Genomic DNA, 15,618 nt, shown 5'->3' with positions numbered 1-15,618 from the left:
ACTGTGCGGGGTGTCCCCGAGGGGAGAGGAGAGTCGCCCTCCCCCTGCACCCCCTCGCCGGCACCCCGGCCTAGGAGTCCGTCCGCGTAATAGCGTATTCCCCGGAGGCCCAAGCCTGAGCCGTGCGCAAGGCGCGACGAGCGAGCATAGCCCCGCTATGTGAGCGAGGAGCAACGCGGCGCACGGCCGGGATGGGGCCTCCCGCTCTTCCTCAGAAGTCATGGGAGGAGCGGGGCGCGCGCTATCGGGCTGCGACGGCGTCGCTCGTCGCTTACATAGCCGCAGCTATGCGCGCTCCTCGCTCCTTGTCTCGCTCCAATAGCGCGCGACCGGAGAACATGCTATTACTCGGACGGACTCCTAGAGTGCCGGGATCGCACGCGATGAGGAATCTGATAGTGCGAACTCGCAGGAGTTTAGGTAAACTCATGGGGATGGCGCTGCTCGAGCTCAAGGACATCGTGAAGGTCTACGACGGCGGACAGAAAGTGGCCGCCCTCAACGGCGTCTCTCTGTCGGTCGAGGCCGGGGAGCTCGCGGCCGTGGCCGGGCCCTCGGGCTCGGGAAAGTCCACCCTGCTCAACATCGCCGGGACCCTCGACGCCCCCACGCGCGGCCATGTGCTCTTCGAGGGGCGGGAGCTCACGAAGCTCGGCGGCGCGGCGCTCGCCGACTTCCGCCTGAGCAACCTCGGCTTCATCTTCCAGGCGTACAACCTCATCGGGGTGCTCAGCGCGCTCGAGAACGTCGAGTACGTGCTCCTGCTCCAGGGGGTCGAGGCGGGAGAGCGCCGCGAGCGCGCCCGCGAGGCCCTCAAGCGCGTCGGGCTCGCGCGCGAAGCCGACCGGCGCCCCGACCACCTCTCGGGCGGGCAGCAGCAGCGCGTGGCCGTGGCGCGGGCCGTCGTGGGTCGGCCGCGTCTCATCCTCGCCGACGAGCCCACGGCGAACCTCGACTCGAAGACCGCCGAGTCCCTGCTCGACCTCATGGTGGAGCTCAATGAGGAGAGCGGAGCCACCTTCCTCTTCTCGAGCCACGACGAGCGGGTCCTGAGCCGCGCCCACCGCGTCGTGCGCATGCGTGATGGGCAGGTCGTCTGAGCGGGGAATGCTCCGGGGCCCCGCTCAGACGACTCGGCTTAGGCAGCTCCTCGCCGGGATCCTTCTACTGCTCGCACCTGCCGTCGAAGCGCGCGCTGAAAACGCGCGCTTCGACGCTTCCGGCTACCTGAAGACGCTCTACCGCTATTCCCGCTCGGGCCTGAGCGGCTCCCCTTATTGGAGCGACCTCTCGCGGGTCCGGACGACGCTCGAACTGTCACGGGCCGCCGGGGGAGAGCCCGACGCCCCGGTCCTGCGAGCGCACGCCGATTACGACCATGAGCTGCTCACGGGCTCCTATCTCCATTCGGCCGAGTGGCGCCGCTACGGCACGGCCGAGCCGCCGTCCTATCTGGACATGGAGGGGACCATCTCCTCGGCGCCCGACGCCTTCTGGCGCCATCGCCTCTACCGCGGCTGGGCCGAGCTCCGCTCGGAGAGCTTCGACCTGCGCTTCGGGCGCCAGCGGGTGGCGTGGGGGACGGGCAAGCTCTGGAACCCGACCGACTTCCTCAACCCCTATCCGCCCGCCTCCATCGAGCGCGAGGAGCGCCGGGGCGTGGACGCGCTCTACGCCCGCCGCGGCCTCGGCGAGCTGGGGCAGGCGGAAGGGGTCTGGACGCTCGCCGATCGCTGGAGCGCGAGCGACCTGCTCGCGCGCGTGCGCGGCAACCGCTGGGGCAGCGATTTCTCGCTGCTGGCGGGCAAGGTCGCGCCCTCCACCGACAGCTGGGCGGCCGGCGGAGACTTCGCGGCCGACGTCTTCGACGGGAACTTCCACGGCGAGTGGCTCTACGCGGACCTGAAGACGCGCACGCCGTTCTGGAAGGGGCTCGTGGGCTACGAGTACGATTTCGGCTCCGCGCCGCCGCACGCGTGGCTCAAGAACCTCTGGGCGCTCGTCGAGTACCACCACAACGGCGCGGGCCGCTCGGACGAGCTGCGCTACGACACGGGGCCCGTGACGGGCGGCCGGGAGGTGGCGCTCGCGCGCAACTACCTCGGCGCGGGCCTGCGCAAGGAGCTTCATCCGCTCCTGCAGGTCGAGCTCTACGCCCTCGCCAACCTCGACGACCAGAGCACCTTCCTCATGCCTTCGCTGGACTGGAACGCGCTCAAGGACCTCCACCTCCTCGCCGGCTTCCAGCGCTTCGGCGGCACGCGCGTCAGCGAGTACGGCCGCCAGCCCGACGGGTTCTTCGCGCAGGCCCAATACTTCTTCTAGCCCGCCGGCCCCTGTCCCGGCTGGGCCTAAAGACTTCCCGGTCCGGGCCTCTTGTGCCCACGAGCTTTCATCCCCCGATTTGAAAGCATGGGCCGGGGCCGCGGTGCGGCCTCGATCCTGAGGGCCGGAGAGGGGACATGAAGAAGATCCTGACGATGACGCTCGTGTTCGGCTTTTCAACGGGAGCGTACGCCGCGCCCGTGCTGGAGCGGCTGCAGGCGATCAGTCCGGTCGACGCGCGCGGGCTTCAGGCGCCCGCGATCGTCGCCGCCGCCGTCGAGACGGAGGGGATCCTCACGGACGAAGAGACGGTGCTCCGGCACAAGGACGAGGACCTGCACACGCTGGTGGCCAGGCTCATGGAAGACAACAAGGGGGCGTGCGTCCGCGTCCATGCGTTCCAGGACGCGATGAGGCAGGGGCGCATCGGCTGCGAGCGCGACGGGGACACCCCCGCCGAGAAGCTCGGCAGCGACATCCTCCTGCACTACACCGCGTTCGGGCTCATCGTCGCGGGGAAGGAAGCCTTCTTCGTGCACCGTCCGACGATGCTGGCGCTCTCGCTGGAGGCCGGCGACCTCTCCGACCCCGATGCGGTCGAGGAGCGGCTGGAGCCCGCCCTCGTGAGCGCGCGCGACCTCAAGAAGATGCTCAAGCGGGTCCGTGCGGAACTCGCGAGGGACTAGACTTCGCAGACGGCGATCTTCAGCGGCGGCCGGCCGTCGAAGGAAGGGAAGTCCGCGTCCGGCTCGAGCGTCCGGACCGAGCGCAGCGGTCGGCCCGCCTTCTCGGCGCAGCGGCGGAGCGCGTCCAGCCAGGCGTCGAGCGCGACGGATGCGACGTGGTTCGTCGCGAGCACGCGGCCGCCCGGCTTCGCCGCCAGCACCGCGGGCTTGAACAGGGACGGATAGTCCCCGACGACGTCCACCGCGCCGAAGCGGCCTTTGGACCAGGCCGGCGGGTCGAGCACGACGAGGTCGAAGGGGCAGGCGGCGAACTTCGGGGTCTTCCGGGTCCGGGAGAAGCGCCCGCCCGCGCCGAGGCCGGCGATTTGGCGCACGACCGGCATGCAGTCCTCCTCGATGAGCCGGAACCGGTCCTCGGGGATCCCGTTGAGCCCCGCGTTCCTCCTGCCGACCTCGAGGTTCGAGGACGCGAAATCCACGTTCCAGACCTCGGAGGCGCCCCCGGCCGCCGCGCTCACGCCCGCGCTGCAGGTGTAAGCGAACAGGTTCAGGACGCTGAGTCCCTTGGAGGACGCGCGCAGGAACCGGCGCCCCGCGCGCAGGTCGAGGAAGAGCCAGGGGTCGAGACCCGCGTGGCGCGCGCGGATGAGGAACTTGAGGCCGGCTTCCCGGCACTCGAGTTCGGCCAGCGCCTCGGGCGCCGGGCGGTGCCAGAGCTCGAAGGGCTGGGCCGCGGTCTTTCCGCGGTGGTTATAGGCGAAGGCGAAGGCGTACGGCAGGCGTTCGCGCAGGAGGCGTTCGATCGCGGACGACTCCTCGGGGGAGAGGGGTTCGCGGAAGGTCTGCACGAGGACCAGCGAGCCGTAGCGGTCGACCGTCAGCCCGGCCCGGCCCTCGCCGACGCCGTGGAAGAGGCGGTAGGCGTCGGTGCCCTCGGCCTGGAGCTTCTCGATGAGCGCCCCGCGGGCGAGCAGCGCCCGCTCGAGGAGCTCCGGGAACGCGCCTTCGCTCATGACTCCAGGTGCCGGAGCTTGGAGAGCAGGCCGGGGAGCTTGGAGAGAGCGGCGTTCATCTTGTGCATCTCGCGCGCCGGACGCGCCGGTATGCCGAAGTAGGCCATGCCGGGTTCCGTGTCCTGGGCCAGGCCGGACATGCCCATGACGATGGAGCCCTTGGCCAGGCGCAGGTGGTCCTTGATGCTGACCATCCCGGAGATCATGACCCCGTCCTCGAGGACCACCGAGCCCGCGAGGCCCGTCTTGCCCGCGATGTAGATGTAGCGTCCGAGCCGGCAGTTGTGCCCGATGTGGACCTGGTCGTCGAGCTTGGTGAAGTCCCCGATGGTCGTGCTTTCGATGGTGGCGCGGTCGATGGTGCTCGTCGCCCCGATCTCGACGTCGTCGCCGACGACCACGTTGCCGATCTGGGGGATCTTGTGCCGCCCGCCCTTCTCGTCGTAGAAGCCGAACCCGTCCGCGCCGATGACGACCCCGCCGTGGACGACGCAGCGCCGTCCGACGACGCAGTGGTGCCCGACGCTCGCTCCGGCGTGGAGGACCGTGTCCTCCCCGACCTCGGCATGGGGCTCGAGCACGACGCCCGGATGGAGGACGCAGCGCGCGCCCACGCGGGCCTCCGCCATCACGACCGCGCCGGCCAGGACGCAGGCGCCCTCGCCGATGCTCGCCGTGGGATCGACCACCGCGTCGGGGGAGACCCCGGGCGCGAAGCGCGGGGCCTTGTCGAAGGCCTGCAGGAGGCGGATGAACGCGAGCCGGGCGTCGCCTTCGACGACGAGCGCGCGGCGGACTTCCCCGGCGAGCGCCGGGGTCGTCAGGACGGCGCCGCTCACGGCCGCTTTCGGGTGCCGCTTCAGCACGGCCTTGGACTCGATGAAGTAGACGAAGTGCTCCTCGAGCGGCTGCTCCTCGGAGAGCCGTTCGATGTCGCGCACGCCGTGGATCTCGTAGTCGGGCTCCCCCTGGACGGGGAGATTCAGAAGACGACCCAGTTCCTGCAGATTCATGAGGCCTCCGAGCGCGACCTGATGATACCATAGCGGTCCGCGGACGCGATGTCCTCGCGCGGAGGATCGCTTCGGTATAGCTTTCCGGGGATATCGGCAACCGGGCGGCATAGACCCTCTTTTGCGGAGCGCATGGGTCTTTTCTCCGTTCCTCCGCGAGCGCTTTCCTGTTTGACTATCCTTTATGAACAGGAAGACCCCGGCGCCCCGTCCCCTTCTCCTCCTTGCCGCCCTCCTCCTCCTCTGTCCCTCGGCCGCCTGGACCCAGGCCGTCGTCGCGCCGGCCCCGGTGAACGCGTCGCTCGCGCCCGTCGTCGCGGCCGGGAACTCCGGCCTGCTCCTCCCGCGGATCACGCCGGGGCTGGGCCAGCACACGTTTGATTTCTCCGCCAGTGCCGCGCTTCCGGGGGCGACGCCGGTCCTCACCGCGGTCCAGGGTCCCGCCGTCGTCACGTCCGCCGCCTCCGCGGCTTCCGTCCAGCCGACCGCCCTCGGTCCGAACCTCGCGGCGCCCTCCTTCCTCGCGGGGCTGCTGAGCCGAGGGCTCAAGATCCCGGCCACCCTGAGCTCCCGCAAGGACATCCAGGCCTTCCGCGAAGCCGTCTCGACCCTGCCGCAGGGGGGGAGCCGCGCGCGGCTGCTCGCGTTCGCGGACGCGCTGGAGAAGCACGGCGGAGAGAAGGCGGTCTCCGTCCTCTTCGACGAGGACGGGACGAGGTCCGCGGGCGAGCGGATGCCCTCGGCGGCTGCGCCGAAGGCGCAGGGCGTCTGGGCGGGACTCGCGAACGCTTTCAAGTCGAAGTACGCCCTCCTGAAGCCCGTGAAGGCCCTGCTGCCGTTCGTCGGCGAGGCCGCCGAGCGCAAAGCCGAGGCGGGGAGACTCAAGGCCGTGCCGCTGCCCGAGACGCTCTTCAGCGTCGCCCCCGAGAAGCTGAGCTGGCGGCCGGACGCGGACGCTCTCCCCGATGGGACGGCGGCGCTCTCCGTCTCCGAGGTCCCCGCTCCCGGGCAGGAGGAGGCGCTCGAAGCCATCCGGGTCGGCGTCGCCATGCCGGGCAACGACTACAACGTCCTGGTCACCGGACCGGAGGGCTCGGGCCGGATGACCGCCGTGCGCCGCCTCCTCGCAGGCATCGCCGCCGAGCGGCCGACTCCGCCGGACGTCGCCGCGCTGAGCGCCACCGACGATCTGAGAGGCCGCCCGGTCTTTCTGAGCCTGCCTCCGGGCACGGCGCCGGCGCTCGAGGCCGCGTTCACCGGCTTCTTCGAACAGCTCGTGAAGGGGCTCCCCGGCGTCGTGAGCGGAGGGGAGACGGAGGAGGCCCGGCTGGCGGCGGTCAAGCGCCTCGACGCGGGGAACTCCGCGCGCCGCGCCGCGTTCGACGAAGAGGTCGCGAAGATCCAGTTCGGGCCGAAGAAGGCCTTCGGCATCGAGGTCGAGGCGGAAGGCGACGGCATCACCCTCTACCCGACGCGCGAGGGCGCGTCGCTGACCGACGAGCAGATCGAGAAGATCAAGACGGAGACCCCCGAACTCTGGGCGAAGATCGAGGCGGAGATCGACGAGCGCGGCCCGGGGATCTCCGATTCCTACCGGGACCTGGCGCTGGAGGAGATGAAGGCGAAGAAGGCGCTGGACGCGGAGATCCGCGCCCTGCAGGAAGCCGCCGCCGCGCGGTTCGTGGAGACGCTCAGCGCGCCGATGCTCGCGCCTCTGGAGGCGGCCTCCTCCGCGGACGCCGCGCTCGCCGCCGACACCCGGCACGCGGTCGAGGAGCTCCGCCGCTTCTTCCGGCAGGTGGCGTCCCAGTATCCGCGGTTCATGCCCTCGACGCAGGAGGGGGCGCCCGATGTCCGGCCGCTCTACGAGTACGCGTTCTCCGTGCTCTCCACCCACGCGCCGGGCTCCGGCGCGCCCGTGGTCTTCGAGAGCATGCCGTCCTTCCCAGCGCTCTTCGGCTACGCGGAACCCAAGGCGCCGGTCGGCCCGGACGGGCAGACCCGCTACGGCGGCGCGGACCTTCTGAAGTTCGCGGGCGGCTCCTGGCTGCAGGCGAGCGGCGGCTACCTCGTCCTGCGGCTCGAGGACCTGCTCATGCACCCGGACGCCTGGATGGGCCTCGTCGAAGCGCTTCGCTTCGGGCGCACGAACGTCGTCCAGAGCGGGGACTTCCTCGACGGTACCCAGAGGATGCCGAAGACGGCGTTCCAGCTCCCGGCGGACGTGAAGGTGGTCCTCATCGGCTCGCCGCTGCTGGCGAGCATCCTGGCGGAGAACGACGAGAGCGTCGGGACGTTCTTCCGCGCCTCGGCCCGCTTCGAGTCCGCGGTGAAGGCCGCGGCGGGGACCCTCGCCGGCTACGCGCAGGTCTTCAAGGACATGGTCGCGGCCGCCGGAGGGGAGCTCCTCGAGCTCTCCAGGGGCGCCCTCTCCGAGGTCCTGCGCTACGCCGCGGTCCGCGCGGAGCGCGGCGGGCGCGTTTCGACGGAGCTGAGCGAGCTGCGCTCCCTCATGAAGGAGGCCTCGCATGCGGCCCGCACGGCGGGGCGTCCCGTCGTCGAGCAGACCGACGTCGCCGAGGTGCTGCGCGTGCGCCGCGGAGCGGGGCACATGCAGAAGGTCTTCCTCGAGGAGTACACGTCGGGGATCATGCTCGTGGCGACGGTCGGCGCGGTGGTCGGCCAGGTCAACGGTCTGGCGGTCGTAGAGGCCGGCGACGCGTCCTTCGGGTCTCCCATGCGCATGAGCGCGACGGTCTCGCCGGGTTCCGGACAGTTCGTCTCCGTCGACCGCGATGGGGAGTTCACCGGCGGGCTCTTCAACAAGGCCAACGGCGTGGTCCGCTCCGTGCTGGGCCGGCTCCTCGGGGGCGCGCCGCTGCCGGATTTCACGGTCTCCATCGAGCAGAACTACGGGCCCATCGACGGCGATTCCGCGACCCAGGCGGTCACCGTCGCGGCGCTCTCCGCTCTCTCCGGCGTGCCGCTGCGCCAGGGGCGCGCGGTGACGGGTTCCGCCGACCAGTTCGGCAACATCCAGGCCGTGGGCGGGGTCCGTGAGAAGGTCTCCGGCTTCTTCGCGCTCGCCAAGGCGCGGGGTCTCGACGGGACGCAGGGCGTGATCATCCCGGTCTCGAACGTGAGCAGCCTCATCCTGGACGACGAGATCACGGCGGCGATGCGCGAGGGGAAGTTCCACATCTGGGCCGTCGAACACGTCTCGCAGACCGTGGAGCTCCTGACCGGCGAGGCGTACTCCGAGGTCCTGCTCAAGGCCCGCCGCCGCGCCGCGGAGCTGGCCGCGCAGGCGCGCAGCTGAGCCCGAGCATGAGAAACACGATGATCTTCAGACGCGCATCTTCGAACACGAGGTCGCAACCCATGAACAGTCTCCTCCGCACGCTGCTCGCCGTCATCCTCCTCTGCCCTTCGGCCGCCTGGTGCCAGGTCGTCGTCGCCCCGGTCCCGGTCGGCGCCGGCATCGCGTCCGTCGCCGGAGCCGCCGCCGCCGCGAACCCGGCCATCGCACTCCCGCAGACCTCCCGGGAGATGCTCCAGAACTTCAAGCTCGCGGAGACCGCCTACAAGACGGCCGTCGACGCGGTGGTCGCCGTCCCCGCCGCCCAGCGGACCTTCGCGAACACCGTGCGCGCCTTCGAGAACGCCGACGCGCGCTTCTCGGACGCCGTCGGCCCGGGCTCCATCCTCTCGGAAGTCTCCCCCGACAAGAACATCCGCCGCATGGCCCGGGCGATCGACACCCGCGTGAGCCGGCTCATGATCGAGAACTCCAAGCGGGAGGACATCTACCGCGCCTACAAGGAGTACGCGGCGAAGGGCGAGGTCCTGACGGGCGAGGACAAGAAGCTCGTCGACCAGATCCTGCGCAACTATAAGACCAGCGGCATGGAGCTCCCCCTCGCGGACCGCGAGGAGATCAAGGCCATGCAGAAGCGCATGAACGACCTCGCCCAGGCCTTCGAGAAGAACCTCGCGGACTACGACGACGGCCTCGACCTGACCCTCGAGGAACTCGCCGGCATGCCCGAGGACTACGTCGAGGGGCTGCCCAGGACGACGGACGGGAAGTACCGCGTCGGGCTCGACTATCCCTCGTACATCCCCTTCATGCAGTACGCGCAGAACGGCGAGCTGCGCCGGCAGCTCGCGTTCAAGTTCGAGAACCGCGCGGCGGACACGAACGTCTCCATCCTCGAGGAGTCCCTGACCCTGCGCCAGGCGCTGGCGCGCAAGCTCGGCTACGAGGACTACGCGCACATGGCCATCGAGGACCGCATGGCCAAGACCCCGAAGACCGTCTTCGACTTCCTGGACCGGCTGAAGAACCTGCTCCGCGGCCCCGCGGCCAAGGAGAGCGCCGCGCTCCTCGAAGCCAAGCGCAAGGACGACCCCGCGGCGACGAGCGTCCCCCCGTGGGACCGGGCCTATTACGGGCAGAAGCTGCAGAAGGCGCTCTACGACTTCGACCCCGAGGAGGTGCGGCAGTACTTCCCGGTCGACCGCGTCGTCGCGGGGACCCTCGACGTCTATCAGGAGCTGCTGGGCCTCAAGTTCCGCGAAGTGCAGGCCGCGAACTGGCATGAGGACGTGCGTCTCTTCGAGATCGACGATGCGGCCGACGGCCATAAGATCGGCTACTTCTTCCTCGACCTCTTCCCCCGCAAGGGCAAGTTCGGGCACGCCATGGCCGCGACCATCCTCAACGGCCACGAGCTCCCCGACGGCGGCTACAACATGCCCGTCGCGGCCATGGTCGCGAACCTCAGCAAGCCCACCCCGACCCAGCCGGCCCTGCTCACGCACGACGACGTGGAGACCTTCTTCCACGAGTTCGGACACCTCATGCACCAGACCCTGACCAAGGCCCGCTACACCGCGTTCTCCGGGACCAGCGTGGCGCGGGACTTCGTGGAAGCGCCCTCGCAGCTCATGGAGAACTGGGCGTGGCGGCCGGAGATCATCGAGCGGCTTTCCGGGCATTATCAGGACCCCTCCCGGAAGCTCCCCCAGGAGCTCTTCGCGAAGATGCTCGCGGCGAAGAACTTCAACTCCGCGCTGCGGACCCTGCGCCAGGTGGCCTTCGCCGCCCTCGACATGGCCTACCACACGCTGCCCTCGCCCATGGACACCACCGCCGTCATCGAGCAGGTCTACGCGGAGGTCGGCGTCCCCGCGCCGATCCCGGGCACGCACTTCCAGGCGAACTTCGGGCACCTGTTCGGCTACGCGGCCGGCTACTACAGCTACCTCTGGTCGCTGGTCTACGCGCGGGACATGTTCTCGCGCTTCGAGAAGGAAGGCGTCCTGAACCCCGCGACCGGCATGGACTACCGCCGGAAGATCCTCGAGCGCGGCTCGAGCGTCGAGGAGGCGCAGTCCCTGCGCGAGTTCCTCGGCCGCGAGCCCAGCGAAGAGGCCTTCCTGAGGGGGCTCGGCCTCCTGCCGGAGCCCGTCGCGTCCGTCGAGCGGCCGAGCAAGAGTCTGGCGGAGTTCAAGAACGAGCTCCTGGAGCGCAGAGGATTCTTCGACAACCCCTGAGCGTCCGGACGAAGCCGGAAAGAAGAAGGCCCGCGAGAGCGGGCCTTCTTCTCTAAGGAATTGTCGTCGGCGTGATCCTAATCGGAACAGGCACGGCCGTCGAGGTAGTCGGTAAGGCAGCGGGCGACGCGCGGCTCGTGCTCCGCGTCGGAGCGCGCGGCGTCGATGACGCAGCTCGTGCCGGTGAACGCGGCGAAGCGCGCCTTGTTGTGCGGGGTCCGGAAGCCCGCGCACGGGGCGTCGCGGCCGGCGACTCGGCGCGCCATGCCCGCCACGTCCCCGTAGAAATCGTCGAGCAGGACGATGCCGTCCACCTTCGGCAGCTCCTCGAGACTCTTCGCCAGCCCCACATAGCCCCCGCTGTGCGCGGCCACCAGGACCTTTCCGAACTTCCGGCCCAGGCGCTTCTCGAGCGCGGCCACGTCGGCGGGGAGCACGGGGAGATGGCTCGAGCCGGTCACCATGACGGTCAGATTGCGGTTCTGGGCCGCGGAGCGCAGACCGTAGAAGTCGAAGGCCTGCCGCGAGGACGCCAGGACCGGTCCTTCGCCGGTGATGCGGCCGCTGCCGTGGAGATGGCCGCGCAGGTAGATGAGCAGGCCGTCGTTGCCGCCGTCGAAATAGCAGCCCAGCCCGGACAGCGCGAGGCAGTCCTCGCTGCCGCCCGCGCGGGCGGGGGCGCTCAGCAGGGCCAGCAGGCAGGCGGCGCAGAGAAGCTTGGCCATCCGTGTAAGTGTAAGCCCGGAAATCCCGGGCGGCAAGACCTATTAGATATTTTGTTTCCCTATTTCCCACCTCATGGGGTCAGACGTTGACTTTCGCAACTTGTTCCGCCGAAGCCCGCAGGATGCGCAGATTGGCGTTCTCCGGGCTGCGGAGGGAATAAGTATCAAAAGTTGCGGTGCCTGACGCCATGATAAGAGTACGCGCGGAGGGAGGGGATGGTTCCCGGATTGCAGAGAAGGGGCGTTCGGGAAGGTATCAGCGCAAAGCCAACAGGGTGTTTTCTTCTAGAGTGAGCGCGGCCAGGGCCTCGGGGGTCTCGCGGTAGACGTCGAGGTCCACGGGGCCGTCGATGCCCGGGACCCTTCCTTTGAAGGAGTACTGCCAGAAGGTCCAGGCCCGCGGCTCGGGAAGCTGCGGCTGCGTGTTGTGGATGTCGGTGAACCAGATGCGGTAGTCCGCGCTGTCGCCCTGCAGGTACAGCCCGTAGATGTCGGCGTTCGTGTAGAGCACCGGCTTGCGGCCGTAGGCGGCCTGGATCTTCGCGGTGAAGGCGGCCAGCGACTTGCGGAAGGCGGCGCGCGTCGGCATCTTCCGGCAGGAGGATGAGCGCTCGAGGTCCACGGTCGGCGGCAGGGCGCCGGGGGTCGCGGGGACGTTCTTGATGAAGAAGTCGGCCTGCACGGCCCCGCCGGCGCAGAAGTTGTAGAAGTGATAGGCGCCCTTCAGCAGGCCGGCGTCCGAGGCCCCCTTCCAGTTGCGCTTGAACATGTCGTCGACGAGGTCGGTCCCTTCCGTGGCCTTGATGTAGACGAAGGAGAGCCCGGAGGTCCCGACCTTGGCCCAGTCGATGGAATCCTGATAGTGCGAGATGTCGATGCCGCGCACCGGGTAGGAGCTGATGTCGGGGACGGCGTCGGGGACCGGCGCGGCTTCGGGAAGGAGGACCGCGGGGGCGACGGAGCGGTTCTCGAGTCGCAGCTTCAGGGCCCCGGCGCGGATGCCTTCGAGCGACTCGGAGAGGCCGCTCACGGGAGCGAAGTCGAGGGAGGGGGAGGCGAAGGCGGCCGGGGCGGAGAAGAAGAGGACGGAGAAGAGCGCGGGCGGGAGCCACCTCATGGCGATAGCATACCCTCAGGGCCCATGTCGGCGGGGGCCATCGGGGTCCGGACGGATTAGGGCCAAGGGCCCAGGATGTTGAGTCTCTTGCGGGCCGACGCCCCCGCCCCGCGCATGGTATCATGACGGCGGAGAATCCCATGAATCTGCTCAAGGAAGTCCTCAAGCACCAGGTCTATCCGGCGCTCGGCTGCACCGAGCCGGCCTCCGTCGCGCTCTGCGCGGCGCACGCGGCGAAGGCGCTGGGCGAGCCCGTACGCGAGGCCGTCTTCACGCTCGACGCCGGCACCTATAAGAACGGGATGGGCGTGAGTCTCCCCAACACGGGCGGCCGCAAGGGGAACCTCCTCGCCGGGGCGCTCGGCCTCCTGGTGGCGCGGCCCGCGCTGCGCATGGAGGTCCTCAGGGCCTCGACGCCCGCGCTCGTGCGCCGGGCCCGGGCGCTCGTCTCCTCCGGGCGCGTGCGCATGACCGTCTCTCCCGAGCGCCGCGACAGCTACGTCGAGTGCGTCGCCCGCGGCGCGCGCCGCCGCGTCGAGTGCGTCATCGCGGGCAGCCACACCGAGCTCTCCCGCCTCATCCGCGACGACCGCGTCCTCGTCGACGGCGGGGTCGGTCCGGCCGCGAAGCCGCCGCTCCCCTTCAAGGAGCTCCTCCGCAAGGAGACGCTCGCCGGGCTCCTGCGCCAGGCCGAGCGCATGGACGCGGAGGACGCGCGGCACCTCAAGCGCGGCGTGGAGATGAACCTCGCCGCCGCCGAGGCGGGACTGCGTCTGCGCAAGGTCGGGCACTATCTCCAGCAGCTCCTGAAGAAGGGCCTGCTCCAGGACGACGTCTTCTCCTCCACCAAGATCCTCGTCGCCTGCGCCACCGACGCGCGCATGGACGGCGCGCCGGTCCCCGTGATGTCGAGCGGGGAGAGCGGCAACCAGGGCATCGTCGCCTTCCTCGTGCCCTGGAACGTCGGCCGGCACTTCGGCACGCCCGAGAAGACGGTGCTCAAGAGCATCGCCTTCGGACACCTCGTCAACGCCTTCGTGAAGGCCCATACCGGCGGGGTCGCGCCCATCTGCGGCTGCGCCATCGCCGCGGGCGTCGGCGCCTCCGCCGCCATCGTCTACCAGCGCAAGGGGCGCGACCTCAAGGCCATCACCCTCGCGGTCAACAACGTGGTCAGCGACATCGGCGGGATGCTCTGCGACGGGGCCAAGGGCGGCTGCGCGCTCAAGGTCGTCAGCTCCGCGGACACCGCCATCCGCTCGGCCTACATGGGGATGCACCACTTCGGCATCACCGAGCTCGAGGGCTTCGTCGGCCGCCGCGCCGAGGACACCATCCGCAACCTCGCCCGCATCTCCACGGTCGGCATGTCCAAGGTCGACGACACCATCGTCGACATCATGCTGAAGAAGCAGCATTTAGGATAACGCTCTACAGTTCCCTCTGGCCTGAAAGGCCTATCCGCGAGAGGTACGAACGGCCTTTGCGCTCCGGCCGGAACCTCGCTATAATCTCCGCAGACGTCGACGCAGGAGAGGTGACCCATGAAGAAACTGATCAAGCGCATCCATACCGCCCGCAAGGTCCGCAAGACCAGCGCCTGCGCCTTCCCTTTCATGCGCTAGTCGGCGCACGAGGCCTTTGAAGGTGAACGTATGACGCCGCCGCGTCCGCACGGACGCGGCGGCGCCGTTTCCGGCGAGGTCTATCCCCGGCTGAGAGCCGGGGCGCTGCTGCGTCTTCGCACGGGGACGGCCTGCCGCCAGGCGAGCGACCGCTGCGGCGTCGGGCGCAGCGGCAAGGTCTACGAGCTCGAGCCCGCCGCCTACTCTTTCCTGAAGGCCTGCGACGGCCGGGTCCCCATCGAGCGGCTGCGCCGGCGCTTCCCCGGTCTCTTCGACGCCGGAGTGCCGCTTTCGCGGGTGGCGGCGGACATCCGGGCGGACCCGACCCTCTCGGACCTCCTCGAGCTGTCCCCGCGGCCCGCTCCCGTCGACCCGCGGCAGACCGTGGAGGTCGCGGGACTCCGGTGCTCCTGCCGGGTCGCGGCCTGGCATCTGGTCTCCGCCTGCGACCTGCGCTGTCTCCACTGCTTCCTGGGCGCGCCGCGGCGCGGCCGGACCTTCGACGAACGCTCGGCCTCCGCGGTGGTCGGCAATCTGCACGCGGTCGGGGTGGAGGACGTGCGGCTGACCGGCGGCGAGGTCACGCTCCGCCCGCGCCTGCTCGCGCACGTCGGCTCCGAGCTCGCCCGGCACGCTCTGCCGTTCTCGGTGAGCACGAACGGCGCCGGAGACGTCTCCGAGGTCCGCGAGCTGTTCCGCAGGCATCCGGACTACGCGCGCTTCGTCCAGGTGAGCGTCGACGGGCCGGGGGGCGCGCACGACGCCATGCGCGGGCGCGCGGGCGCCTACCGCCGCACGCTGAAGAACCTCGAGCGGTTGAGCGCGGCGAGGCTCCCCGTCTGCGTCATCAGCATGCTGCATCGTGCCTGGCTCGGCCGCGAGCGGGAGCTCCATGACGCGCTGCGCGACGCCGGCATCCGCCGCTGGTTCGTCGAGGTGCCCGTGCGCTCGGGACGCTGGGCGCGCGAAGCCGACCGCATGGGACTCGAGGCGTCCGAGATCGAGGAGGCGAGCCTGCGCCTCATCGGGCTCGTCCGCCGGAGCCGCGCCTTCGAGGTCTTCGAGGTCAACCAGGTGCATCAGCACCGCGCCGGGAAGGACGAGGTCCAGAAGACCGCGGGGAGCCCCGCCTGCCTCCATCATCTCGGACTGCTCACGCTCGGCGAGCGGGGATTCACCTTCTGCTCGCTCTTCGGGAAGGCGTTCGGGCCCCGCCTGACGGATTTCGCCCCGGCCGACTGCGGCCGCGCGCGGTTCAAGAGCGCCTGGAACCGGATCGCGGCCGCGCGCATCGGGCACCGCCTGCGGGACAACCCGTCCTGCGCCCGCTGTCGTCTCTTCAAGGAATGCCAGGGCGGCTGCCCCGGTCTTTATCCCGACCCTTCCTCGTTCACCGGCTGCGACCCGCACTCGCGGATGCTCGCGGGGATCGCCCTCTCCATCCGGAAGAAGCTCTCCCGGTAGCTCGGCATCGTCGAAAAAAGAGAAGGCCCGCTGGCGCGGGCCTTTCATCGGGTTCCCTCTCCCCCTGCCCCCGCCCGCAGGCGGGGGAGAT

11 protein-coding genes are annotated in these 15,618 nt (G+C 69.9%); 7 read left to right on the top strand and 4 right to left on the bottom strand.

Features of this window, described 5'->3' with window-relative positions; genetic code table 11:
• The first annotated feature begins 434 nt into the window (after positions 1-434).
• The 3 genes from WC969_11905 to WC969_11895 all read left to right on the top strand — a co-directional run bounded on the left by WC969_11905 (position 435) and on the right by WC969_11895 (position 3,011).
• Complete coding sequence (locus tag WC969_11905) at positions 435-1,100, top strand: ABC transporter ATP-binding protein (protein ID MFA6030550.1); 666 nt, start codon at positions 435-437, stop codon at positions 1,098-1,100.
• A gap of 7 nt (positions 1,101-1,107) precedes the next feature.
• The gene (locus WC969_11900; protein MFA6030549.1) at positions 1,108-2,325 is read left to right on the top strand and encodes a hypothetical protein; all 1,218 of its coding nucleotides are present in this window, start codon (positions 1,108-1,110) and stop codon (positions 2,323-2,325) included.
• Positions 2,326-2,462: 137 nt separating this feature from the next.
• On the top strand, positions 2,463-3,011 hold the full coding sequence (locus WC969_11895) for a hypothetical protein (GenBank protein MFA6030548.1): 549 nt from the start codon (positions 2,463-2,465) through the stop codon (positions 3,009-3,011).
• Here the strand turns inward: WC969_11895 and WC969_11890 are convergent.
• Both WC969_11890 and lpxD read right to left on the bottom strand, forming a co-directional pair.
• Positions 3,008-4,024 (bottom strand): class I SAM-dependent methyltransferase, encoded by a 1,017-nt coding sequence (locus tag WC969_11890; protein MFA6030547.1) that lies wholly within the window; start codon positions 4,022-4,024, stop codon positions 3,008-3,010. The two genes, WC969_11895 and WC969_11890, sit on opposite strands and share 4 nt — an antisense overlap.
• Positions 4,021-5,037, bottom strand: a complete 1,017-nt coding sequence (gene lpxD / locus WC969_11885; GenBank protein MFA6030546.1) for a UDP-3-O-(3-hydroxymyristoyl)glucosamine N-acyltransferase — start codon at positions 5,035-5,037, stop codon at positions 4,021-4,023. The genes WC969_11890 and lpxD overlap by 4 nt, the downstream gene beginning before the upstream one ends.
• 184 nt (positions 5,038-5,221) lie before the next feature.
• Between lpxD and WC969_11880 the strand changes: the two genes are divergently transcribed.
• Complete coding sequence (locus WC969_11880) at positions 5,222-8,356, top strand: AAA family ATPase (protein ID MFA6030545.1); 3,135 nt, start codon at positions 5,222-5,224, stop codon at positions 8,354-8,356.
• A gap of 62 nt (positions 8,357-8,418) precedes the next feature.
• Positions 8,419-10,596 carry a M3 family metallopeptidase gene (locus WC969_11875; protein ID MFA6030544.1) on the top strand — a complete coding sequence of 726 codons (2,178 nt, stop codon included), beginning with the start codon at positions 8,419-8,421 and terminating at the stop codon, positions 10,594-10,596.
• A gap of 77 nt (positions 10,597-10,673) precedes the next feature.
• Here the strand turns inward: WC969_11875 and WC969_11870 are convergent, their stop codons facing one another.
• Positions 10,674-11,321, bottom strand: a complete 648-nt coding sequence (locus WC969_11870) for a hypothetical protein (GenBank protein ID MFA6030543.1) — start codon at positions 11,319-11,321, stop codon at positions 10,674-10,676.
• Between the two features lie 256 nt (positions 11,322-11,577).
• Entirely contained in the window at positions 11,578-12,438 is an 861-nt protein-coding gene (locus WC969_11865; GenBank protein ID MFA6030542.1) for a GH25 family lysozyme, read from the bottom strand.
• 140 nt (positions 12,439-12,578) lie between these two features.
• Between WC969_11865 and WC969_11860 the strand changes: the two genes are divergently transcribed.
• Positions 12,579-13,865: an L-serine ammonia-lyase, iron-sulfur-dependent, subunit alpha gene (locus WC969_11860; protein ID MFA6030541.1), complete on the top strand. Its 1,287-nt coding sequence runs from the start codon at positions 12,579-12,581 to the stop codon at positions 13,863-13,865.
• Between the two features lie 228 nt (positions 13,866-14,093).
• Positions 14,094-15,527: a radical SAM protein gene (locus tag WC969_11855; protein MFA6030540.1), complete on the top strand. Its 1,434-nt coding sequence runs from the start codon at positions 14,094-14,096 to the stop codon at positions 15,525-15,527.
• Positions 15,528-15,618: the final 91 nt, after the last annotated feature.

The organism is Elusimicrobiota bacterium (genome assembly GCA_041660925.1).
Classification (GTDB): domain Bacteria; phylum Elusimicrobiota; class Elusimicrobia; order UBA1565; family UBA1565; genus JBAZUV01.
This window is presented reverse-complemented; position numbering and strand designations above follow the sequence as displayed.